Here is a 23,177-nt window from a genome sequence, read left to right as displayed (position 1 = left end):
TCCCTCTCAATTTATTACTCTGTCTAATAATAACAGGGTTAACATATGGTAATTGGCCTCGCGGCTTTGCAGATTGCGGGCGTTGCGCTAGTCCGACGACCTATGTTCTATAATTTCGTCGACGAGTTACGTGATGCCGGCATTGGCGCGTCCTTCAAGGAACATCTGACCCTGCTGGAGGCGCTCGACAGGGATGTCATCGAACAGACGCCCGAAGCATTCTACTATCTTAGCCGGGCGACCTTCGTGAAGGACGAAGGCATGCTCGACCGCTTCGACCAGGTATTCAACAAGGTCTTCAAAGGCGTGTTTTCCGACTACGGTCAAAACCCCGTCGAGATACCCGAAGACTGGCTGAAGGCCGTTGCGGAAAAATTCCTTTCCGAAGAGGAGATGAAAAAGATCAAATCCTTGGGCGACTGGGACGAGATCATGGACACGCTGAAAAAACGGCTCGAAGAACAGAAGGAACGCCATCAGGGCGGCAACAAGTGGATCGGTACCGGCGGAACTTCCCCCTTCGGACATTCGGGCTACAATCCGGAAGGCGTGCGGATCGGCGGAGAAAGCAAACACAAGCGCGCCATCAAGGTCTGGGAAAAGCGGGATTTTAAGAACCTCGATAACACCCGCGAACTCGGTACGCGAAACATCAAGATGGCCCTTCGTCGGTTGCGCCGTTTTGCTCGTGAGGGCGCGCAGGACCAGCTCGACATCGACGCGACGATCGAAGGAACTGCCAAACAGGGCTGGCTCGACATTCACTTGCGCGCCGAACGGCGTAATGCGGTCAAGCTCCTTCTTTTCCTCGATGTCGGCGGCTCGATGGACCCATTTATCAAGCTGGTCGAGGAACTGTTCAGCGCGGCCACGTCCGAGTTCAAGAACCTCGAATTTTTCTACTTTCACAACTGCCTTTACGAGGGCGTTTGGAAGGACAATCGTCGCCGTTGGCAGGAACGCACGAAAACCTGGGACATCCTTCACAAATACGGTCACGACTACAAGGTCGTCCTGGTCGGAGATGCCGCGATGAGCCCCTATGAAATCACGCACCCGGGCGGCAGCGTCGAGCATATGAACGAGGAAGCCGGCAGCGTATGGTTGCAGCGTCTGACCAACACCTATCCAGGAACCGTGTGGCTCAACCCGGTCCCCGAGAAGCAATGGAATTATTCGCAATCGACGAAGATGATCCGGCAACTGCTTGCTGACCGGATGTACCCGCTCACGCTCGACGGACTGGACGATGCCATGCGGGAACTGAGCCGAAAACAGGGATAGGATGAATGACTCGTTCCTCGATCTCTCGGCCTTGTCGCCGCGGACAAGAATAGGCGAGGCGTCTGAGGACTCTGGTTCGAAGACGACGAATAGGTTCGCCTTGCCCAAGATTCGGCGAAAAATAAGCGTCCCTGGACTTGAAATCTAAGTTCGTGCGGAATTGAACGGCAATGGCGCAACGTTATCGCCGGAATTCCCGCTTCGCTGCCATCCGTGCCCGGCTCGAAGACTACGATCCCGGAGGGGGCTGGCGGCTTTGGATTTACGAGTTCTTTTTGTTCGGGTTCAAACAAGGGTGGGCTTGCCTGTTCGGAGCCCTGATGCTCGCCCTCTTGCTAGCGACGTATCTGTTTTATCCCGAAAATGCGCTACTCCATCGCTACGATTTTCTTACCCTCGCCGCCGTTGCAATACAGGCGGGAATGCTCGCGTTCCGGCTCGAAACGTTCCGCGAAGCCAAGGTAATCCTCGTCTTCCACATCGTCGGAACCGTCATGGAGTTGTTCAAGACAGCCGTGGGTTCGTGGATCTATCCGGAACCTGCAATTCTGAAAATTGGCGAAGTGCCGCTGTTTTCCGGTTTCATGTACGCAGCTGTCGGCAGCTACATTGCGCGAGTTTGGCGCATTTTCGACTTCCGTTTTACTCGCTATCCCGCGCGCTGGGCGACATGGTTGCTGGCCGCTGCGATCTACGTGAACTTCTTCGCACACCACTGGTTGCCTGATACCCGCCTAATTTTGTTCATAACGACCGCGCTGCTGTTCTTTCGGACACGAGTCCACTTTCGCATCTGGCAGGATCATCGCTGGATGCCCCTGTTGCTCGGATTTTTCCTTGTTGCCCTGTTCATTTGGGGGGCCGAGAATATCGGGACATTCGCCAACGCCTGGACCTATCCCGATCAAAGCGGCGAATGGCGCATGGTTAGTCTGGCAAAATTGGGGAGCTGGTATCTGCTCATGCTGATCAGCTTCGTCTTAGTTTCACTAGTGCAGCCGATCGAAAGATCAGATTAGTATAGAAGATGCTGCTTTATCGTTTGGCGCCAAGCAAGCTCATCGCGCGAGGCGATACGATCGAGATCGTCCGGCCGGGCCGCCGCATCGTCAACCCATTCGCGTAAGGAAGGGCCGGCATTGATGACGTCGATCGCCAAACGCTCCAACTCGTATTCGTATGGGAAGTCGCGCCAAATCTCGTAGTCGGGATAAAGGGTTCGGATTGCCTTGAATGCCAAAGCCTGCAAGCGCCAGGGTTTGAAGGAATGGTGCTGGTAGAAGGGTCCTTCCGCGTGGATCATTAGCCCGTTGCAAAGCTTGCCTGCATGCTTGTGAAAGGTCGGTTCGAACCAGCATTCACGCAAGGCGCAGCCCTCCAACCAATTGGGGGCCACTTTACGCATTTCGTTCAAGACAGCTTTGGCGTCGATGACGGGTGCGCCGAACAGCACTTCCAAGGGGCGGGTCGTCCCCCGCCCCTCGCTCAATGTCGTTCCTTCGAGCATTACCGTACCCGCGTACGCGCGCGCCATGTTGACGTTCGCAGCATTCGGCGAGGGATTGATCCAGACGCGGTTGCGCGGCCAGCCATGGCCGTCTCCGTCCGGCTTCCAGCCTTCCATTTCGATGACCCGATAATCAACGTCGAGGCCGAAATGTTCGATGAACCAATGCCCCATCTCGCCCATCGTCAGACCATGCCGCATGGGCATAGGGGCGGCCCCGACGAAGCTCTCATTACCTGGTAGCAGCAGCGTTCCTTCGACCGGACGTCCGGCGGGATTGGGTCGATCGAGAACCCACACGCTTTTGCCGTATTTTGCCGCTTCTTCTAGTAAATAGAGCAGCGTCGTGACGAAAGTGTAGATGCGGCAACCCAGATCCTGCAGATCGAACAGGAAGACATCGGCGCTCGAAATCATTTGCCCGGTCGGTCGGCGCACTTCGCCATAGAGGCTGAAAACGGGGATGCCGTAGTGCGGATCGGTTTCGTCGGCGGTCTCCACCATATTGTCCTGCTTGTCGCCCTTCAGACCATGCTGAGGGCCAAAAGCGCTCGAAACATTCAGCCCAGCAGCAACAAGTGCATCGAGGGAATGGGTGAGGCTGGCAGTGACGCTTGCCGGATGAGCGATCAAGGCTACCCGTCGTCCTTCGAGCGGCTTTCTCAACGCAGCGTCGTCCAGCAGGCGGTCAATTCCGAATGCAACGCTCATAGCCGCCCCGCCACATGCAATCTGCGCGAGCTTGCGCGGTGGAAGTCCGGCGGACCTTCCGGAAAGGCGAGCGCCCAATACTGCATTCGACCATCACTTTCTTCGATCACTGTCGATAAACCGATAGATGCCGGCAACTTGAAAATCCCCTCTATTTCTGCCTTCAAGGTCAGGGAGTCTTCAGCGCGTTCCGACCAGACGACAATCCGATCCAACGCAGCGTCTTGCCGCTTTGCACGATAGTCCGCAAAATCATAAGCGGCCCAGCATGTTGAAGGCGATAAATTAATCTCGCGGTAGGAGGTGTCGGCTTTGGGCTGCCAGAAAATCTCGCAGCATGTCGTTCGCCACAATTCGTCCCGTCGCGTCGGCGTTTCCCTGCCCGGAATGACCAGGTTGTCGAAGGCTCCGGCAATTACGAAAGCTGCACGGCAACCCGTAGGAGTAGGATGAAGCTCGGCCTCGATGCCCGACACCGGTCCGTCAGCGCAATCCGGATGAAGGACAAGCTTTCTCATGGTTCGCCTATCGCGCAATGCCTCGTCACTCGCAAGGGTACCGATGTTTCCGCCCTTCCATCGGCTCGCAAATCTTTCTAACGGCAAGCGCTATGCAAGAGTACAAATCCGAATTGATGCGTTTGCTCGAAGAACGCGGTCACATCCATCAGGCAACCGATGCCGAGGGACTGGACAAACTCGCGTGCGAAAAAATCATCACTGCCTATGTCGGGTTCGATCCGACGGCCTCGTCGCTGCATGTCGGCAACCTCGCCTCGATCATGCTTCTCAAGCGAGTTCAGCAGGCCGGTCATCGTCCGATCGTGATCATGGGCGGCGGCACCGCGAAAGTCGGCGACCCCTCGGGCCGCGACGAAACGCGGCAGATGTTGACCGAACAAACACTGTCCGAGAATATCGCTTCCATCCGCACCAGCTTCGAACAGATCCTGCGCTTCGACGATAGCGAAACCGGCGCTTTATTGATCGACAACGACAAGTGGCTGAGCGAATTGGGCTACATCGAACTGTTACGCGATGTAGGACCTCATTTCACGATCAACCGAATGCTGGCCTTCGATTCCGTCAAGACCCGCCTCGAACGAGAGCAACCGCTGACGTTCCTCGAATTCAATTACATGATCATGCAGGCATACGATTTCGTCAAACTGGCCCGCGATCACGATTGCCGCCTGCAACTCGGCGGGAGCGACCAGTGGGGCAATATCGTCAACGGGATCGAATTGGCCCGACGTCTCGACGGTCGCGAACTGTTTGGCGTGACAGCCCCTCTCTTGACGCGAGCGGACGGGCAGAAAATGGGCAAGTCGGTGTCGGGTGCTGTCTGGCTGAACGAGGACCGGTTGCCAGCTTACGACTTCTGGCAATATTGGCGCAATACGGACGATCGGGACGTTGGACGCTTTCTTCGTCTCTTCACTGATGTCTCCTTGGAAGAGATACGGCGCTTGGAAGCGCTCGAAGGCAGCGAGATCAACGAGGCCAAGGTGGTGCTAGCGAACGAGGTGACGACACTCGTCCGCGGAAAGGCCGCTGCGGATGCGGCGGAACGCACCGCTACCGAAACGTTTGCTGCGGGCGGTTCCGGAGCCGATCTGCCAACCCTGCACATTTCTCGCGAAGGGGCGCGCGTGAATGCGGTGCTGACGGAACTTGGGTTCTCTGCGTCGAACGGGGAAGCAAAACGCAAAATATCGGAGGGTGCCGTCAAGCTCGACGGCGAGGTCGTGTCCGAAGCTGGCCAACTAATCGAGTTGTCACCGGGCGAGCAGATCAAGCTGAGCCTCGGAAAGAAGAAGCACGCGGTTCTGCGCGGGGTGTAGGCTTGATCAACTCGCTAAGCGGAAGGGCAATTCTCTACGGCGCGTTTACCAAATATCAGCCTTTTTCGCTCATCTGGTCTTATCCGACATGAGATCGAAGGGTTGAACAAGATGGGTGCGGGAGCACAATTGAGCGTTACCGAACTGCGCCGCGTGGCACGGCATCCCGTGGATTATCCGGTCATTGCCGAGCATCATCGGTCCGGCGATCTCGAAATGCATGTCGTCAACATCTCGGCTCACGGTTTCATGGTCGACGATGCTGACGGTCTTGCTCGCGGTGACCGGGTTATCATCCGGCTGCCAATCATCGGGCGTATCGAAGCCTATGTCATCTGGACCCGCGACAATCGTGCGGGCTTTCAGTTCGAACGTATCCTCAGGCAGGATGACTTCCTTTCCATGATCAACACGTTGCAGCCTAACCCTCGCCTTCGGCGACCGCGCTGATCGGCTGAGAAACGCGCGGCAAGCCGCTAACGAGCGTTCGTAACAAACGGCTTTGCAAATGACCTGAGCGCTGCCATTGGCGGTGCGTGGAAAGACCCGTCTCCCCTTTCTCGATAGCCAATTTCCGCGCTTACTGGATCGCACGCCTTGCGATGACGCTGGGCCAATACGCGATGATGCTGATCATCGGTTGGCAAACCTATAATATTGCGCGCGACGGCGGGATGAGCGTGGGAGAAGCGTCCGGTCAACTCGCGCTGATTGGCCTCCTGCAATTCGTTCCGCTCTTCCTTTTGACGCCTTTCTCAGGATTGGCGGCGGACCGGTTTCACCGTCGCATGATCGGGCAATTGACCATTCTCCTGCAACTTGGTTGCGCGATCGCTTTGGCGTTGTTTACCTATTTCGGCACAATCTCCCTCGCGGTGCTGTTCGTCGTCGCGATAATTCTCGGCATCGTACGGGCGTTCAACGGCCCTGCCCTGTCGGCGCTAGCACCGAATCTCGTTCCCAAGGAGATATTGCCGAACGCCATCGCTCTCTCGTCCATTGCCTGGCAAAGCGGCATGATCGTCGGCCCGGCAATTGGCGGTTATCTTTATGCGATCTTCCCCTCCCTGCCCTATGTGGCGGCTTCCGTCCTATTTCTGCTTGCGGCGATATCGCTGGGGTTCATAGGTCAGGTGCCGCGGACGCCGATTGCCGGAAGTCAGCGGCCGATCGGACAAATCGTCGAGGGTCTGAAATACGTCGTCCATAACAAGATGGTTTTGGGGGCGATTACCCTCGATCTTTTCGCCGTTTTTCTGGCCGGTGCTACCGCCCTTTTCCCCGTCTATGCGCGCGACATCCTGCAAGTAGGAGAAACCGGCCTCGCACAACTCGCGATGGCTCCAGCGGTCGGTGCGGCGCTTACTGCTCTCTGGTTTTCGTTCAATCCTCTCAAAACCTATGTCGGTCCGAAAATGCTTCTGGCGGTTGCGGCCTTCGGTCTTGCCACCATCGGATTTGGCCTGTCGAAATCCATGCCGTTCTCGCTCGTGATGCTATTCCTCGTCGGGGCGGCAGATATGTTCTCTGTCTATATTCGCCAGTCGCTGATCCAACTTCATACGCCGGACGATAAGCGAGGCCGCGTATCGAGCGTCTCCATGCTTACCATTTCAGCCTCGAACGAGTTCGGCGACTTTTTTTCCGGTTCGCTCGCTTTCCTCATCGGGCCAGTTCTGGCGGTCGTTTCCGGCGGTGTGGGAGCCATCGTCACAGTCGCACTATGGACGAGGGTCTTCCCTGTCTTGCGAACCACCCATACCTTTGACCCTCCTGAAGCGTTACAGGACGAGGAAACGAAAAGAACAACGGAGAAGACAGCGTGAAAGCCGACACAATACTCGCCACCATAGGAAATACGCCCCATATCAGGCTGGGGCGGATGTTCCCGGATCACGAAGTGTGGATCAAGTCCGAGCGCAGCAATCCGGGCGGATCGATCAAGGATCGGATCGCCCTCGCCATGGTCGAGGATGCTGAAAAATCGGGAAAGCTAAAGCCGGGGGGCACGATCATCGAGCCGACCAGCGGCAATACCGGGATCGGCCTGGCTATGGTCGCCGCCGTCAAAGGCTACAAGCTGGTCCTTGTCATGCCAGAAAGCATGTCGATCGAGCGCCGCCGCCTGATGCTCGCCTATGGGGCCACGTTCGATCTGACGGACAAGACCAAGGGCATGAAAGGTGCGATCGAGCGCGCAAGCGAACTCGTTTCCCAAACCGAAGGTGCATGGATGGCCGCACAGTTCGACAACCCCGCGAATTTCGAGGTCCATGTTCGCACCACGGCTCAAGAGATCATTGCAGACTTCGCTGATACGCCGATCGACGTGATGATCACTGGCGTCGGAACCGGCGGGCACATCACGGGCTGTGCGGAAGAGATGAAACGCCATTGGGCGAACCTGAGGGCCTATGCCGTCGAACCCGAGGGCTCTCCCGTCATTTCCGGTGGCCAGCCCGGTCCACACCCGATCCAGGGCATCGGGGCCGGGTTCATCCCGGAGAATTTGCATACCGACGCGATCGATGGCGCAATTACCGTCGATCCCGAAGATGCGAAGGAAATGGCGCGGCGATGTGCTTCGGAAGAGGGAATGCTCGTCGGTATTTCGAGCGGCGCCACGCTCGCGGCGATCAAGAAGAAGCTGCCCGAAATCGATGCAGGAAAGCGGATTCTCGGCTTCAACTACGACACCGGAGAGCGTTACCTGTCCGTTCCGGATTTTCTTCCAGAAAGCTGATCGATGGAAAAAAGGGCCGCAGATTGCGGCCCTTTCATTGTCATTTTGCAAAATCAGGCGGCAGTCGCAAAACAGTCCTCGTCCAGCGCCATCAGACTGCCGCTGCCCGCTTCCAGCTTGCGGCGCAGCGCGCCGACGTCGGGCAAGAACCGATCCATGTAGTATTGCGCCGTTGCCACCTTGGTTTCGTAGAACGCTTCGTCCTGCGTACCTTCGGCGAGTTTCGCCTGCGCGACCTTCGCCATCTTCAGCCACATCAGTCCGATCGTCACGATCCCCATGATGTGCATGTAGTGGTGCGCGCCTGCCCCCAAATTGTTCGGGTTCTGCATGGCGTTCTGCATGAACCACATGGTCGCAGCCTTTTGCTGACCTAGTGCCTTGTCCAGCGCATCCGCCAGACCGGCCAGGCGTTCGTCGTCCTTGGCGGCTGCGATTTCCTCGTCGCACATGGCAAAGAACGCTTGAATGGCCGCACCGCCCTTCTGCGCAAGCTTCCGACCGCACAGGTCCATCGCCTGAACGCCGTTCGTTCCCTCGTAAATCATGGCGATCCGGGCATCGCGGACATATTGCTCGACGCCCCATTCGCGCACGTAACCGTGACCGCCGAACACCTGCTGCATGTTGGTCGCGACTTCGTAGCCCTTATCGGTGCCATAGCCCTTGATGACAGGCGTCAGCAGGCTGATGAGAGTATCAGCCCGTTCGCGGTCTTCTTCGGTCGCGCCGCGATGCGTCAGATCCACCTGCAAGGCACCCCAAAGGCACAAGGCGCGCATCCCTTCGGTAAAGGCCTTGCCGTCCATGAGCATGCGGCGAACGTCGGGATGAACAAAGATGGGGTCAGCTTGTGCCTCTGGGTCGGCAGGACCGGTCAACGCCCGCCCCTGCCGCCGATCGAGCGCGTAGGCGACGGCGTTCTGATAAGCGACCTCCGCCTGGCTCAAGCCCTGAATTCCGACACCGAGACGGGCGGCGTTCATCATCACGAACATCGCAGCCAGACCGCGGTTTTCCTCGCCGACCATCCAGCCCTTCGCGCCATCGTAATTGAGGACGCAGGTCGCATTGCCGTGGATCCCCATCTTCTCCTCGATCGAGCCACAAGTCACGCCATTACGCTCGCCGAGCGATCCATCGTCGTTGACCAAAACCTTGGGAACAACGAACAGGGAGATACCCTTCGAACTGTCGGGCGCACCCGGCGTCTTGGCAAGAACGAGGTGAATGATGTTTTCCGTCAGGTCGTGCTCGCCTGCGGAAATAAAAATCTTGGTTCCGGTGATGGCGTAGGAGCCATCAGCCTGGGGTTCCGCTTTGGTGCGGATCAGGCCCAAATCGGTCCCGCAGTGCGGTTCGGTCAGGTTCATCGTTCCGAGCCATTTGCCCGATATCATGTTCGGCACGTATTTCTGCTTCTGCTCCTCGGAGCCAGCGGCGATGAGTGCGGAGATCGCTCCGGTCGTAAGTCCGGGATACATGGCGAAAGCCATGTTCGCCGTCGACATGAACTCCTCGACCGCGAAACCGAGTACATGGGGCAATCCCTGTCCGCCAAATTCTTCAGGAGCTGCCACCGTGCCCCAACCGCTCTCCCGATATTGCTCGAATGCTTCCTTGAAGCCTTCGGGCGTTGTGACCGACCCGTCTTCATGGCGGACGCAGCCCTTCTCGTCCCCAACGGGATTGAGGGGCGCGAGCACTTCTGCGGTGAACTTGCCCGCTTCATTGACGACGGCTTCGATCATGTCATCCGTCGCTTGCTCGAAGCCATCGAGATTGTTGTAGCTTGCAAGGTTCAGAACGTCGTTGATGATGAAACGAGCATCCTTGGTCGGTGCGGTGTAAATCGGCATTTGATGTCCTTTGGGGAAAGGGGAATTATTCTCAAGTCGGCTACATCAGGCTCTTGATGCGGTCGACGAAGTCGTCGAGTTCGGAGATGGCGCTGTCGATGTCGTCACGCTGGTTCTTGAGCTTCGCAATATGTGCTTCGCAGCGCTCGATCGTCACACGACGCTGTTCGGTCCGCCCATCATCCAGATCGTAGAGATCGATCATCTCCTTGATCTCCGTAAGGCTGAATCCGACGTTCTTCGCGCGCATGATCCAGGCGAGGCGCGCACGATCCCTCTTCGAATATATCCTGGTCAGGCCGACGCGGGTCGGAGCAATCAGCCCTTCATCCTCGTAAAAGCGAAGCGCCCGGGCCGTACAGTCGAATTCTTTCGTCAGGTCCGATATCGCATATTGCTCTCGAGACAATTCGTCGGGCCGTTCAAGATGCGCCCCGGCATGCGGGCCGCGCTCTTGCTTGCCGGTCGAACCTTCGCTTTTGACTGATGCAAGATTTCGAGAAGCCATGACCGCTCGATACAGTTCCCTTACGTAAACGTCAAGTCTTGACTGTTACGAGAGCGTCACCGTCCAGTTCCCTGAAGAAGCAACTCGTGGCACCGGTATGACAGGTCGGCCCGGCGGGCGTCGCGAGAACGAGTATGGCATCCTGATCGCAGTCCAGTCGCACGGATTCGACGGCGAGCGTGTTTCCAGAGGTCTCACCCTTACACCATAGCTTCTGGCGCGACCGGGAGAAGAAATGGACGAGGCCTGTAGACCGCGTCTTTTCGAACGCTTCGTCATTCATGTAGCCGACCATCAAGATGTCCCTCGTCTGAGCATCCTGAATGACAGCTACGACGAGTCCGGCCTGGTCCCGCTTCAATTTCAAATCCGAACTGATTTCCGTATTGTCGATGGTTCGATCCTCTTTTTCACGGCCCTGTCCGTTCCGCTGCGGATAATATCCAACGAGGCCATTTAGTCGCTGTTGCCTGATAACAACAGAGCGATTTCAAAATAGGACAGGGCTACTCTCTCCACTTTGCGAATGAAGATTTATTTGAGAGTTAGATGTCACGGCTTTCGCAAGGAAGCCCAGCTCGGGGGAAGCAATGCATGACGCCGGGTTCAGGGAAACTTGAAGCAGACGACCGAAGTGGGGACATCGGGCGCCTTCGAGTTCGATGACATAGTCGTTCGATGCGATCGCTGGGGGGCTTCGCATTCGCCGAAAGGCCGAACGATATTCGTCACGCGGCGCCCGGGATCTTACGGTCCCGGGCGTTTTGCTTTGTTTTCATTGTTTCTTTCGGGGGAGGAAAGCTGCCCGCGCTACGCATCCCACGATAACGCTTTTAGCGCCGGCCTCCTTCAACACTCGGACGCATTCGCCATTCGTCGCGCCCGTCGTCACGACGTCGTCCACGAGCAGGACGTCGGCGTTCTCGATCCGAGAGCGACGGGCAGGTTTCACCCGGATATTTCCAGCAAGCAGGTCGCGACGTTGTGTTCCAGGCAGGTTCCCGAGCGGCGGTGTCGATCGAGTGCGTATGAGCCCATCCACCATGCAGCTTCCATGACCGGCAAGTGAAATTTCCTGCGCGAGGAGCGCCGCCTGATTGTAACCTCGTTGCCAGAGGCGCCAGCGATGCAGGGGGACAGGGATCACGATCCTTGCTACATCGTCTTTCGGCAGGCGTGCGACAACCAATCGCGCGAGCAAGCGAGCCAAGGCAATTTTGCGCCCATGCTTAAAGGCTAGAATAAGCTTTCGCGAAACGTCGTCGTAGATGGTGGCCGCGAATATGCCATCGTGGAGCGGTGGCGCTTCGACGCATTGGCTGCAAATCGCTTCTTCGTATGCGTCGTCCGAGAAAAGGGGAATGGAGCATAGGGTACACAGGGGATGACCGGGTACGGCGAGTTCGGACCAGCACGTGGTGCACAGCCCGGTCTGGGCACCCGTCGCCCTCCCGCAAGCGGGGCATCGGGGCGGATATACGAAATCCACTATTGGCGCGATTCCGCGCACGATTTCCGATTTTAGCGACACCGCCTGTGGGATGCATCACTTGCACGCGGTAAGCAAGCACGGCAGAGGCTTTGCTCGATGAAAGCCGAGGCTCCGACAATCTTCGACAAGGCGAGGCGGCGTGTCGCCTATGCTCGCGCGCGCAGTCTGCAGCGTTCCGAAAGCGCAGCGTCCTTTCTGCTCGACGAAATGGCAGAGGACTTTCAGGAGCGCCTCGCTTTCATGAACCTCAGTCCCCGGCATGTTTTGATCGTCGGCGATCCGACTGAAAACTCGCTTTCCCACTTGGCGCACAACGCAAATGCAATCGAATATCGCGGACCCGACCAATTTGATGAGGAACTGCCCCATTCTCGCGAGGAACTCGATGCAGTTCTCGATTTCGGCACGCTGGCAACGGTCAACGACCTCCCGGCAGCCCTTCTACACTACCGTGCGGCCTTGCGACCCGGCGGAGTGTTCCTGTCGACCATCCTCGGTTCCGGAAGCCTCTCCAGTTTGCGCAGCATCATGCTGGCGGCGGATGCGGACCGACCGGCAGCGCGAATGCATCCGATGATCGACCGAGCCAGCACCAGCGCGCTTCTTGGTCGGGTAGGTTTCAACCGACAGGTCGTCGACAGCCACCGGCTGAACGTTTCCTACACATCATTCGAACAATTGCTGTCGGACCTGCGTGACCAAAGCCTGACGAACGTGCTGACGGACCGCGCTCCGAGGCTCGACAAAGCCGCTTACTGCCGCGCGCAGGATGCGTTTGCAGAACTCGCAGGGGAAGACGGGCGTGTTTCCGAGACGTTCGATTTGCTCACGATGACGGGTTGGAAGGTTTAGGCCAGGACCGCCTGAGCGGCCGCAAGACGAGCGATCGGCACGCGGTAGGGCGAAGCGCTCACGTAATCGAGCCCCGTCTCTTCGCAGAACGCGATGCTGGCCGGGTCGCCGCCATGCTCCCCGCAAATGCCGAGCTTGATATCTTCGCGCGTTTCCCTGCCCCGTTCCGCAGCCAGCGTGACCAGCTGTCCGACGCCATCCACATCCAGACTGACGAACGGATCGCGTTCGAAAATGCCTTTCTCAACGTAGGTGCCAAGAAAACGCGCCGCGTCATCTCGCGAAACGCCCAGCGTTGTCTGGGTAAGGTCGTTCGTGCCGAAGCTGAAGAACTCGCCCTCTTCCGCGATCTTGTCAGCCATGAGCGCAGCACGCGGCAGTTCGATCATCGTGCCGACGAGATAGTCGACCTTATGCCCCTTTTCGTCGAACACTTCTGACGCGACATCGTCCACCAATTTTCGCAGAATCTTCAGCTCTCGTGCCGATGCCACGAGCGGTATCATGATTTCCGGAAGCGGCGCTTCACTCGTGTCCTTGGCGACGCTGCAGGCAGCCTCGAAGATGGCGCGCACCTGCATGGTGTAGATTTCGGGGAAGGTAATGCCGAGGCGGCATCCACGGTGGCCCAGCATCGGATTGAACTCGTGAAGTTCTGCAGCGCGCCGTTTCAGTGCGTCGGCGGAGGTATCGAGCGATCCGGCCAATTCGTCGAATTCGCGATCGCTGGTCGGAAGAAATTCGTGAAGCGGAGGATCGAGCAGGCGAATCGTGCAGGGCAGACCGGCCATGACCTCGAAGATTTCTTGAAAATCCTGACGCTGTTCGGGCAAGAGCTTCGCGAGCGCCCGTTCGCGTCCTTCCCCGTCTTCCGCCAGGATCATCTGGCGCACCGCGCTGATCCGCTCGGCATCGAAGAACATGTGTTCGGTCCGGCACAGGCCGATTCCCTCGGCGCCGAATTGCCGCGCCGTGCGGCAATCCTCCGGCGTTTCGGCGTTCGTGCGAACCTTCATCCGGCGATGCCTGTCCGCCCATTCCATGAGAGTTCCGAAATCGCCTTCGACTTCGGGTTCGATGGTCGCGACCCGGCCAGCCATCACCTGCCCGTTCGAGCCGTCGAGAGTGATCGTGTCGCCCTCGTCGAGATTGCGCGAGCCGATCCGCAGCTTGCGCTCCTTCATATCGATCGAAAGGCCCGATGCTCCCGACACGCAGCAGCGCCCCATGCCGCGGGCGACGACTGCCGCGTGGCTGGTCATGCCGCCCCGAGCGGTCAGGATGCCCTTCGCCGCGTGCATGCCGTGAATGTCCTCGGGCGAAGTCTCCACCCGAACGAGGATGACGTCCTCTCCCGAATTCGCCCACTTCTCGGCCGTGTCGGCATCGAGAACGATCTTGCCCGAAGCAGCTCCGGGAGAAGCAGGCAGGCCCGTCGTCATGATGTCGCGATGTGCCTTTGGATCGAGCGTCGGATGAAGCAATTGGTCCAGCGCCATGGGATCGATCCGGCGGATCGCGTCCTTCTCGTCGATCAGGCCTTCCTCGACCATTTCGACCGCCATGCGAAGCGCCGCCCTCGCAGTGCGCTTGCCGGTGCGCGTCTGCAACATCCAGAGCTTGCCCTGCTGCACCGTAAACTCGATGTCCTGCATGTCGCGATAATGCCGCTCGAGCAGTTCGAAGGTTTGCGCGAGTTCGGCGAAGGCGTCGGGCATCGCCTCTTCCATCGATAGCGGCTTGGCATTGGCTTCCTCACGCGCAGCGCGAGTGAGATATTGCGGGGTGCGAATGCCGGCGACGACGTCCTCTCCCTGCGCATTGATGAGATATTCCCCGTAATAGCTCTTTTCGCCGGTCGAGGGATTGCGGGTGAAAGCGACGCCAGTCGCGCTGGTTTCGCCCATATTTCCGAAGACCATCGCCTGGACGTTGACCGCCGTGCCCCAATCGGCGGGGATGTCGTTCAGACGCCGATAGATCTTAGCGCGCTCGCTGTCCCAGCTTTCGAACACGGCGGCGATCGCGCCCCACAGCTGGTCGGAGACGTCCTGCGGGAATGGCCGATCGTATTCGCGCTTCACAATCGCCTTGTATTCCGAGACCAGTGCCTTCCAGTCATCCGCTTCCATTTCGGTATCAGCGTAGAAGCCCTTGTCTTCCTTCGCGATTTCGAGCGCCTCTTCGAACAGGCCGTGATCGAGACCGAGGACGACGTCGCAATACATCTGAATGAACCGGCGATAGCTGTCCCAAGCAAAGCGTTCGTCGCCCGATGCAGCGGCCAGCCCTTCGACCGTCTCGTCATTGAGGCCGAGATTGAGAACCGTGTCCATCATGCCGGGCATCGAAACGCGCGCGCCCGAGCGAACCGAGACGAGCAGCGGGTCGGACGCATCGCCCAGTTTCTTGCCGACGGTGCGTTCGATATGGGTCAGCGCCTCGGCCACGTTCGCGCGCAGGGCGTCGGAGAAGTCTGCCCCCTCGCGCAGATAGCGGACCGATTCCTCGGTCGTGATCGTGAAACCGGGAGGCACCGGCAGGCCGATGCTCGACATGACCGCAAGGTTCGCACCCTTGCCGCCGGTGATCGTCTTGTCCTTCTGCCGCGCGTCCGGTTCGGGCGCGTTTCCGCCAAAGGTGTAGACTGTCTTGTTCATATTCTATCCTGCTTGTCTGAACCGATGGAACACATGGAACACGGTCCTGTCGTAAGAAACTACCCTTCGATCCGACCGAAATCGGCGACACGTTCGACCGCATCGCGGAAGCGGGCGAGAAGGTCGAGCCGCGCAGCACGCTTCGCCGCGTCGGCATCGTTTACCGTCACATTGTCAAAGAACGCATCGATCGGCGCGCGCAGCGTAGCGAGGGCGGTCATGGCCGCTTCGAAATCCTCCGCCGCCAAAGCAGCCTCGGCTTTCGGTTCGGCATCGTCGAGCGCGTCGATCAAGTCCTTTTCCGCCGGTTCGGGAGTGTAGGAAAGCGATTTGCGCGCCTTTTGCCGGCTCGCCTCCATCTGCGCGGCGGCGACTTTCGCCATGGCCGGATCATCGACCAGGGCGAGCGGATCTTCCTCGCCCGTCTCGATCGGGTCGGCATCGCTCGCCCCCTCCCAATCCTCTTTCTTGAGGATGTTGGAGGCGCGCTTGTAAGCAGCGAGCAAATCCGCGCCTTCGGCGGTTTCGATGTAATTCTGCAATGCTTTCACCCTTGCCAGCAGGCGGACAAGATCGTCCTCCCCTCCAAGAGCAAACACCGCATCGATAAGATCGTGCCGAATGCCAGCTTCGCGCTGCTGGACCTTGAGGCGGTCGGCAAAGAAATCGAGCAATTCGCCATCAGCCACGGCAAAACGAAGATCGTTTTCCGTCACCAGGCGAATGACTCCGAGAGCAGCGCGGCGCAGCGCGAACGGGTCTTTCGAACCGGTCGGCTTCTCGTCGATGCCGAAGAATCCTTGCAACGTGTCGAGCTTGTCCGCCAGGCTCACCGCCACCGTCACCGGCGCGGTGGGCACATCGTCGCCCTGACCGACCGGCTTGTAATGATCACGAATGGCATCGGCGACTTCGTCCGGCAGGCCTTCGGCGCGGGCGTAGTAGCCGCCCATCAGGCCCTGTAGTTCGGGGAACTCGCCGACCATTTCCGTAACGAGGTCGGCCTTGGCGAGACGTGCGGCCTGTTCAGCCATGTCCGGGTCGGCACCTTTGACGATCCCCTCATCCACCAGCCAGCGGGCCAGCTTCGCAACGCGCTCGACCTTGTCGGCGACGGTGCCGAGCTTTTCGTGGAAGGTGATGCGCTTCAGACCTTCCGCATGCTCGGCGAGAGTTCTCTTGCGATCGACGTCCCAGAAGAAGCGCGCGTCCGAAAGCCGCGCAGCGAGGACCTTGCGGTTGCCATCGACGATGGCCGCCCCACCGTCTTCCGCCTCGATGTTGGCGGTACAGATGAAAGCGTTGGCAAGCTTTCCGTCTGAATTTTCGCAGACGAAGTATTTCTGGTTCACTCTGGCAGTAAGCTGGATCGTCTCCGGCGGAACCTCCAGGTAATCTTCCTCGAACCGGCCGAGCAGTGGGATCGGCCATTCTGTAAGGCCGGCATTCTCGATGACCAGCCCTTCGTCCTCGACGAGGTTCAGACCCGCTTCGCGCGCTACTTCGGTTGCGCCATCGCGGATCAGCGTCGCGCGTTCCTCATGATCGACAATGACATGGGCGGCCCGCAATTTGACGGCGTAATCATCCGCATCGCCGATGGTGATATCCCCGGAATGGTGGTAGCGATGGCCGAGCGTGACCGCCCCGCTGGTAACGCCGTGCACTTCGCATTCAACGATGTCCTGGCCGAGCAGTGCGACGATGCCGGAAAGCGGGCGGACCCAGCGAAGGCTTCCCGTGCTGATTGAGGCAGCCCCCCAACGCATCGACTTGGGCCAGCTGAAATCGCGAATGACGGCGGGAATGGCGACCGCCAGAACGTCTTTCGTCGCCCGGCCGGGAATGTTCTTTAGCGCAAAGTAGGTTGCCCGCCCCTTGACCTCGCGCTGTTCGAGTTCATCGCGTGAGACCCCCGCTTTCCGGCAGAAGCCCTCGATCGCCTGATCCGGGGCGCCCACCGGCGGGCCTTTCAGTTCCTCGCTGACCGCATCGGTCGCCTGCGGCAATCCGCGCGCGATCAACGCAAGGCGGCGCGGAGTTGACCAGACTATCAGCTCGCCTGTAGCAACCCCGGCCGCATCCATCTCGCGGCGAAACAGTTTTTCCAGTTCCTCACGCGCCCCGGCCTGCATTCGCGCGGGAATTTCTTCGGATCGCAGTTCGAGGAGAAAGTCCGCCGTGCTCATTTCGACCACTCCGGGTATTTCTCCGCCCAGCGCTCTGCTTCCTTCGCCATATGCGCTTCACACGAACCGCGTGCCAAGTCGCGCACCCGCCCCATATAGCTGGCGCGTTCCTGGACGCTGATGACGCCGCGCGCCTGTAACAGGTTGAAGATATGGCTGGCCTCGACCGCCTGCTCGTAAGCGGCGATCGGGACGTCCTTTTCAAGGGCATTCCGGCATTCCGCCTCGGCCATCTCGAACGCCTTCAGCAGCCCGTCGGTATCGGCGACTTCGAAGTTCCACTTCGACATCTGCTTCTCGTTTTCGAGAAACACGTCGCCATAGGAAACGCGTCTTTCGCGTCCTGCCGCTTCGCTGCTTGAGGACGTTCCGCCGTTGAAATTGAGGTCGTACACATTGTCGACGCCTTGAATGTACATCGCCAGCCGTTCGAGCCCGTAGGTCAACTCGCCCGCCACCGGCTTGCAGTCGAAGCCGCCCATCTGTTGGAAATAGGTGAACTGCGTGACTTCCATCCCGTCGCACCACACTTCCCAGCCCAGCCCCCAGGCGCCCAGCGTCGGGCTTTCCCAGTCGTCCTCCACGAAGCGAATGTCGTGCTTCAGCGGATCTATCCCGATCGTCGCGAGGCTTTCGAGGTAAAGCTCCTGAATATCGGGCGGACTGGGCTTGAGGATGACCTGGTACTGGTAATAGTGCTGGAGGCGGTTGGGGTTTTCCCCATAGCGTCCGTCGGTCGGTCGGCGGCAGGGCTGGACGAAAGCCGCGTTCCACGGTTCGGGTCCGAGCGCGCGGAGCGTCGTCGCGGTGTGGAAGGTACCGGCGCCCATGCGCAGGTCATAGGGCTGCAGGATGAGGCAACCCTGCGCGCTCCAGAAATCGTGAAGCGTGAGGATCATGTCCTGAAAGGATGTGCGCGGGTCGCGTGTCATGGCGCGATGCGCTTTGGCTCATCCCCGCCGAAGCGTCAACGTCGCCCGCGCAGAAGCATCAAAAGACAAATAGTGAGACATCTTCAGCCTCGAAATGCCAACCGATCGTCCTTCGGCCCGACAGTGGAAGCGCAAACGGGAAATGCTCGACAAACGAGAGACTATTCTCTTAGTAATACGCAGCAGACAGCACTCTTTCATCAGGCCGCGAAGATTGTCCTTCTGTCGCGCGGCAATCCCATTCGACCCAGGCGTTACGAACCAGCGCCGATCACATCCTGGAAAGGATGCTTCAGTCAGAAAGGAACTCGACCATGACCCTTCTCAAGAAACTTCAGGCCGGCGTAGCGATTGCCGCTTTCTCCTTCACGCTTCCCGGCTGCGCCTACAAGGAAACGCCGACGGCTCAGGCGCCCGCACAGGTCGCGGCGGAACGGGTCGAGATGGAGGGCCCGGCCCTGTGGCGCGTGGCCGACGAGGACACGACCATCTATCTTTTCGGAACGGTTCACGCGCTGCCCGACAACGTCCAATGGTACACGCCGGCCATCGAACGCGCTCTTACCAGCTCCGACCTGCTCGTGACGGAATTGCCTGCAGGTGCGGACAAGGACCCGGCGCTGGCCCAGCTCATGACGTCGAAGGCGATGCTGCCAGAGGGCGAAAACCTTCGCGAGATGATGTCGCCGGAGCAGGTCGCGGTGTATCAGGAAGCGCTCGCCAAATTGCAATTGCCCGCCGAAGCGTTCGATCGCTTCGAACCGTGGTTCGCAGCCATGACGTTGAGCCTGCTTCCGCTGCTCCAGCAAGGCTACACGCCGGAATCCGGCGTCGAAGCCGTGCTCGAGACGAAGGTCGGTGCCGACATGGAGCGCGCCGGGCTTGAAACGCTCGAATATCAGATTGCCGTGTTCGACGAGATGCCTGTTGAAAGCCAGCTTCGCTACCTCGTCGAAACCGCCGAGCAGGTGGACGACATCAAGGACATGCTGGACGAGATGGTCGCAGCCTGGGCCGTGGGCGATGCGGATCGGCTGGCCGCGATGATGAACGAAAATCTCGACGATCCGATCGTTGCCGAACGCCTGCTCTATACGCGCAACGCGAACTGGGCCGAATGGATCGACGAGCGGCTCGATACGCCCGGCACGGTGTTCGTCGCCGTGGGTGCGGGTCATCTTGCAGGGCGTAACAGCGTGCAGGACCAGCTGACCGAACGCGACATCCGCTCGTCCCGCGTGCAGTAAGCCACCTGCCCTTACCACGAAACCGCGCGCCCCTTTCCAGAACTGCCGGACCTTTCCGGTATTCGCAGGAAAGGGGCCGCGCCTATCCGCTGGACATTCCGGCAATCCTTGCCTAAGGGCGCGGGGTTCCCGGCCGTGGTCATCCCTGGAGGCGTGGCGGGACGATAATGATATACAGGCATCTTGAAAGGCTAGAAACATGAGCGACGCTCTTACTCTGCCGGCCGAGACGCGCGAACGGGCTGGCAAGGGAGCCTCCCGTGAACTGCGTCGCAACGGCCGCGTACCCGCCGTCATCTATGGCGGTAAGGAAGAACCCCACACCATTCACGTCGAGGAAAAGGTTCTCGTCAAGCAGTTGATGACGGGCCACTTCATGAACTCGATCGTCCAGGTCGAAGTCGGCGGCAAGCAGGTCCGCACGATTCCCAAGGACGTCGCGCTCGACCCGGTCACCGACCGTCCGATCCATGCTGACTTTCTGCGTCTCGCGAAAGGCGCGAAGATCGAAGTCGAGGTTCCGGTCGTCTTCACGAACGAAGAAGCCTCGCCCGGCCTCAAGAAGGGCGGCGTCCTCAACATCGTGCGGCACGAACTCGAACTCGTCTGCGATGCGGACAAGATCCCCTCCGAGATCGAGATCGACGTCACCGGCAAGGAAGTCGGCGATTCGATCCACATCAGCGAAGTCGATCTGCCCGAAGGTGCGACGAGCGCCATCACCGACCGCGACTTCACCATCGCCACGCTGGTTGCTCCTTCCGCGCTCAAGAGAAGCGAAGAAGAAGGCGCAGACCAGACCGGCGAAGGCATGGAGCCGGGCGAGACCGCCGCGACCGAACAGGGTCCGGACGACGACGCTGCCGACGAACAGGAAGAGAAGAGCGAATAACGCTTTTCTTCCTTTTCAATACAATACGAAGCGCCGGGCCCTTGCGATACGAGGGTCCGGCGTTTTGCTGTCCGCAGCCTACCGCCTCCCCGCCCCTTGCGAGAGCGCCATGCGCCGCTAAGGGTTCGAGGGGCAGATAACGAAGCACACGAAGCGATACGGACGGGCAATCATGCAAATCTGGACTGGTCTCGGTAATCCCGGACCGAAATATGCGCTTCATCGCCATAATGTCGGTTTCACGGCGCTCGACGTGATCGCCGAGATGCACGATTTCGGACCCGTCCAGAAGAAGTTCTCCGGCTGGGTTCAGGAAGGCACGATCGGTTCGCACAAGGTGCTGCTTCTGAAGCCGGCGACCTTCATGAACAAGAGCGGAGAAAGCGTCGGCGCAGCCTTGCGCTTCTACAAGCTGGAAACGGACGCACTCACCGTTTTCCATGACGAACTCGACCTCGCGCCCTTCAAGGTGAAGGTGAAAGAAGGTGGCGGTCATGCGGGTCACAACGGGCTGCGCAGCATCGACCAGCACTGTGGCTCCGACTTTCGCCGGGTACGCATCGGCATCGGACATCCCGGCCACAAGGAACGAGTGAACGGGCACGTTCTCGGTAATTACGTGAAGGCGGAAATGGACGACCTTGCCGAAATGCTCGGCGCGATCGCATCGGAGGTTCGCTGGCTTGCGGACGGCGAGAATGCGCGTTTCATGAGCGACGTGGCCCTTCGCCAGCAATGAGCGACAAGAAGAACATGGCCGACATGTCCGAAGGGCGGGTCGTGCTTCTTCTGGGCGTTCAGGGAACGCTATTTACGCTTCTGGGCCTCGGCCTGTGGCATGTGACGGGCCGACCGCTTGATGAGTTCGCGAGACTTTCGCCGACCAATCTCGCACTTGGCGCACTTCTCGGTGTGTTCTTTATCACCTTAGGGGTCGCGACGCTTCGCCTCTTTCCGCGGTTCTCGCGCCGCATGATGGACTTGCAGCGCGACACCTATGCCTTTCTGGCCAACTCCTTTTCCAATCGCGCGGTCGTCTTCGTCTCCATCTTCGCAGGCGTCGGCGAGGAAGCCCTTTTTCGCGCTGGCTTGCAAACGATCGCATCCGACTATCTAGGTGCGGCGGGCGGCATTCTGTTGTCGTCTGCCCTGTTCACGCTGCTGCACATGAGCAAACCGGCTATCGCGGTCATTCTCTTCGCCATCAGCATCATCTTCGGCGTGGCGTTCTGGTTTACCGGAAGCTTCGTAGTCGTAGCGACAGCTCACGTCCTCTACGATATTTTCGCCGTCCGCTATCTACGCGACATGATGCAGCCGACCGTAACGGCGGAGGAAGCGGCCATGGTGCAGGACGAAGCCTGACCTGCTATAGACCGTTGGCGTCCCCACCTGACGGAGTGTTATCCATGCCGAATATCAATCGCCGCAATCTTCTCGCCGGAGCCGCCGCAACCGGCATCTTCGCCGCAGCCGCATCTCGCGCGCAGCCCGACCAGCGGGAAGCCATGCCCGACCTGTCCGGCAAGTCGATCCTTATTACCGGCACCTCTTCCGGCTTCGGCCGCCTGGGCGCGGAACATTACGCCCGCCTCGGTGCGAAGGTCTTTGCGACGATGCGCAATCTGCCGCGACCGGAAGCCGAGGAATTGCGGCAACTCGCCGCGTCGGACAATCTCGACATCACGGTGATGGAACTCGACGTGCTGGACGAGGCGCAGATCGAGCGGACCGTAGCCGAAGCGGAACGGGCGGCGGGCGGCGCGCTCGACGTCCTCGTCAACAATGCGGGCGTCGGCGTGACGGGCCCCATTGAAGTGCAGGACATGGAAGCCACGCGCCTGATCTTCGATACCAACGTTTTCGGCCCGCATCGCATGGCGCGCGCTGTGCTGCCTGCGATGAGAGCGGCGGGAAGCGGTCAGATCATCCAGATTTCGAGCCAGCTGGGCCGGGTAATCGTTCCCTTTTCTGGCCACTATTCCCCGACCAAATTCGCCCTAGAGGCGATGAGTGAGGCGATGGCCTACGAACTCGTACCGCACAATATCGACGTCTCGATCATCGAGCCGGGCGGATATCCGACGGAAATCTGGGTGAACCGGAACGCTTATACGTCCGCTCTCAAACAACGGGCGGAGGAAGAGCACCTCGCGGGCTATCCGCAGGTCGTCGCGAGCATGGGCGAAGAGGATGGTTCGGGGCGCAGCGCCGATCCGATGGACGTGCCGCGCGCTATCGCCAGCCTTGTTGCCATGCCGGCAGGAACGCGCCCTCTTCGCCAACCGGTCAGCGGCGGCAACATTCCGCAGACGCCGATCAACGAGACGGCTCGGCAAGTCCAGCTCGGATGGCTCGGCGAAAGCGGCTATGGTCCGATGATCCGCGCGGTTCACGACTAGGGACCCGCGGGTTCGCCCTTTCGCATCGCAGCGGCGCTCGCTAAGGGCGCGCCACA

Annotated in this window: 21 protein-coding genes; 12 read left to right on the top strand and 9 right to left on the bottom strand. The window is 59.4% G+C overall.

Going from position 1 to position 23,177, the window contains the following annotated elements; all coding sequences use genetic code 11:
- The first annotated feature begins 102 nt into the window (after positions 1-102).
- Together GRI38_RS04475 and GRI38_RS04470 are read left to right on the top strand one after the other, a co-directional pair.
- Positions 103-1,284, top strand: coding sequence for a vWA domain-containing protein (locus GRI38_RS04475; RefSeq protein WP_160681692.1), 1,182 nt, complete (start codon positions 103-105; stop codon positions 1,282-1,284).
- Between the two features lie 170 nt (positions 1,285-1,454).
- Entirely contained in the window at positions 1,455-2,303 is an 849-nt protein-coding gene (locus GRI38_RS04470) for a DUF817 domain-containing protein (protein WP_160681691.1), read from the top strand.
- Here the strand turns inward: GRI38_RS04470 and GRI38_RS04465 are convergent.
- Both GRI38_RS04465 and GRI38_RS04460 read right to left on the bottom strand, forming a co-directional pair.
- On the bottom strand, positions 2,300-3,502 hold the full coding sequence (locus GRI38_RS04465) for an exo-beta-N-acetylmuramidase NamZ family protein (RefSeq protein ID WP_160681690.1): 1,203 nt from the start codon (positions 3,500-3,502) through the stop codon (positions 2,300-2,302). The genes GRI38_RS04470 and GRI38_RS04465 overlap by 4 nt on opposite strands.
- Positions 3,499-3,978 carry a DOMON domain-containing protein gene (locus GRI38_RS04460; RefSeq protein ID WP_160681689.1) on the bottom strand — a complete coding sequence of 160 codons (480 nt, stop codon included), beginning with the start codon at positions 3,976-3,978 and terminating at the stop codon, positions 3,499-3,501. The genes GRI38_RS04465 and GRI38_RS04460 overlap by 4 nt, the downstream gene beginning before the upstream one ends.
- 134 nt (positions 3,979-4,112) lie before the next feature.
- Between GRI38_RS04460 and tyrS the strand changes: the two genes are divergently transcribed.
- The 4 genes from tyrS (at position 4,113) to cysK (ending at position 8,088) form a co-directional block, all read left to right on the top strand.
- Complete coding sequence (gene tyrS, locus GRI38_RS04455; RefSeq protein ID WP_160681688.1) at positions 4,113-5,345, top strand: tyrosine--tRNA ligase; 1,233 nt, start codon at positions 4,113-4,115, stop codon at positions 5,343-5,345.
- A gap of 111 nt (positions 5,346-5,456) precedes the next feature.
- Complete coding sequence (locus GRI38_RS04450) at positions 5,457-5,795, top strand: PilZ domain-containing protein (RefSeq protein ID WP_160681687.1); 339 nt, start codon at positions 5,457-5,459, stop codon at positions 5,793-5,795.
- A gap of 86 nt (positions 5,796-5,881) precedes the next feature.
- On the top strand, positions 5,882-7,171 hold the full coding sequence (locus GRI38_RS04445; RefSeq protein WP_160681686.1) for an MFS transporter: 1,290 nt from the start codon (positions 5,882-5,884) through the stop codon (positions 7,169-7,171).
- On the top strand, positions 7,168-8,088 hold the full coding sequence (gene cysK / locus GRI38_RS04440; RefSeq protein ID WP_160681685.1) for a cysteine synthase A: 921 nt from the start codon (positions 7,168-7,170) through the stop codon (positions 8,086-8,088). Before GRI38_RS04445 ends, cysK begins: the two co-directional genes overlap by 4 nt.
- Before the next feature lie 53 nt (positions 8,089-8,141).
- Here cysK and GRI38_RS04435 read toward each other — a convergent pair whose 3' ends face one another.
- The 4 genes from GRI38_RS04435 to GRI38_RS14265 form a co-directional block, all read right to left on the bottom strand.
- A complete protein-coding gene (locus GRI38_RS04435; RefSeq protein ID WP_160681684.1) occupies positions 8,142-9,947 on the bottom strand; it encodes an acyl-CoA dehydrogenase C-terminal domain-containing protein in 1,806 nt (601 codons plus the stop codon).
- 40 nt (positions 9,948-9,987) lie between these two features.
- Positions 9,988-10,455, bottom strand: coding sequence for a MerR family transcriptional regulator (locus tag GRI38_RS04430; protein ID WP_160681683.1), 468 nt, complete (start codon positions 10,453-10,455; stop codon positions 9,988-9,990).
- Positions 10,456-10,486: 31 nt separating this feature from the next.
- Entirely contained in the window at positions 10,487-10,834 is a 348-nt protein-coding gene (gene hisI, locus GRI38_RS04425; protein ID WP_337191265.1) for a phosphoribosyl-AMP cyclohydrolase, read from the bottom strand.
- Positions 10,835-11,230: 396 nt separating this feature from the next.
- Positions 11,231-11,944: a ComF family protein gene (locus GRI38_RS14265; protein WP_337191236.1), complete on the bottom strand. Its 714-nt coding sequence runs from the start codon at positions 11,942-11,944 to the stop codon at positions 11,231-11,233.
- A 99-nt stretch (positions 11,945-12,043) separates the two neighbouring features.
- Between GRI38_RS14265 and GRI38_RS04415 the strand changes: the two genes are divergently transcribed.
- Complete coding sequence (locus GRI38_RS04415; protein WP_160681682.1) at positions 12,044-12,799, top strand: class I SAM-dependent methyltransferase; 756 nt, start codon at positions 12,044-12,046, stop codon at positions 12,797-12,799.
- Here the strand turns inward: GRI38_RS04415 and ppdK are convergent.
- From ppdK to GRI38_RS04400, 3 genes are read right to left on the bottom strand one after another with little or no spacing between them, the layout of a single operon-like run.
- On the bottom strand, positions 12,796-15,459 hold the full coding sequence (ppdK, locus tag GRI38_RS04410; protein WP_160681681.1) for a pyruvate, phosphate dikinase: 2,664 nt from the start codon (positions 15,457-15,459) through the stop codon (positions 12,796-12,798). The two genes, GRI38_RS04415 and ppdK, sit on opposite strands and share 4 nt — an antisense overlap.
- Before the next feature lie 59 nt (positions 15,460-15,518).
- Positions 15,519-17,648 (bottom strand): glycine--tRNA ligase subunit beta, encoded by a 2,130-nt coding sequence (gene glyS, locus GRI38_RS04405; protein WP_160682463.1) that lies wholly within the window; start codon positions 17,646-17,648, stop codon positions 15,519-15,521.
- Positions 17,645-18,580, bottom strand: coding sequence for a glycine--tRNA ligase subunit alpha (locus tag GRI38_RS04400; protein ID WP_160681680.1), 936 nt, complete (start codon positions 18,578-18,580; stop codon positions 17,645-17,647). Before GRI38_RS04400 ends, glyS begins: the two co-directional genes overlap by 4 nt.
- 314 nt (positions 18,581-18,894) lie before the next feature.
- Here GRI38_RS04400 and GRI38_RS04395 point away from each other — a divergent pair, with 314 nt between their 5' ends.
- The 5 genes from GRI38_RS04395 (at position 18,895) to GRI38_RS04375 (ending at position 23,121) form a co-directional block, all read left to right on the top strand.
- The gene (locus tag GRI38_RS04395; protein WP_160681679.1) at positions 18,895-19,827 is read left to right on the top strand and encodes a TraB/GumN family protein; all 933 of its coding nucleotides are present in this window, start codon (positions 18,895-18,897) and stop codon (positions 19,825-19,827) included.
- A gap of 199 nt (positions 19,828-20,026) precedes the next feature.
- Positions 20,027-20,719, top strand: coding sequence for a 50S ribosomal protein L25/general stress protein Ctc (locus GRI38_RS04390; RefSeq protein ID WP_160681678.1), 693 nt, complete (start codon positions 20,027-20,029; stop codon positions 20,717-20,719).
- A 172-nt stretch (positions 20,720-20,891) separates the two neighbouring features.
- Entirely contained in the window at positions 20,892-21,458 is a 567-nt protein-coding gene (gene pth, locus GRI38_RS04385) for an aminoacyl-tRNA hydrolase (protein ID WP_160681677.1), read from the top strand.
- Complete coding sequence (locus tag GRI38_RS04380) at positions 21,455-22,084, top strand: CPBP family intramembrane glutamic endopeptidase (RefSeq protein ID WP_160681676.1); 630 nt, start codon at positions 21,455-21,457, stop codon at positions 22,082-22,084. Before pth ends, GRI38_RS04380 begins: the two co-directional genes overlap by 4 nt.
- A gap of 44 nt (positions 22,085-22,128) precedes the next feature.
- Positions 22,129-23,121, top strand: coding sequence for an SDR family oxidoreductase (locus tag GRI38_RS04375; RefSeq protein ID WP_160681675.1), 993 nt, complete (start codon positions 22,129-22,131; stop codon positions 23,119-23,121).
- Positions 23,122-23,177: the final 56 nt, after the last annotated feature.

The organism is Parapontixanthobacter aurantiacus, from assembly GCF_009827635.1.
In the GTDB taxonomy this organism is placed as follows: domain Bacteria; phylum Pseudomonadota; class Alphaproteobacteria; order Sphingomonadales; family Sphingomonadaceae; genus Parapontixanthobacter; species Parapontixanthobacter aurantiacus.
Note: the sequence above shows the minus strand (reverse complement) of the source record. Positions and strands in the feature narration are given on the sequence as shown.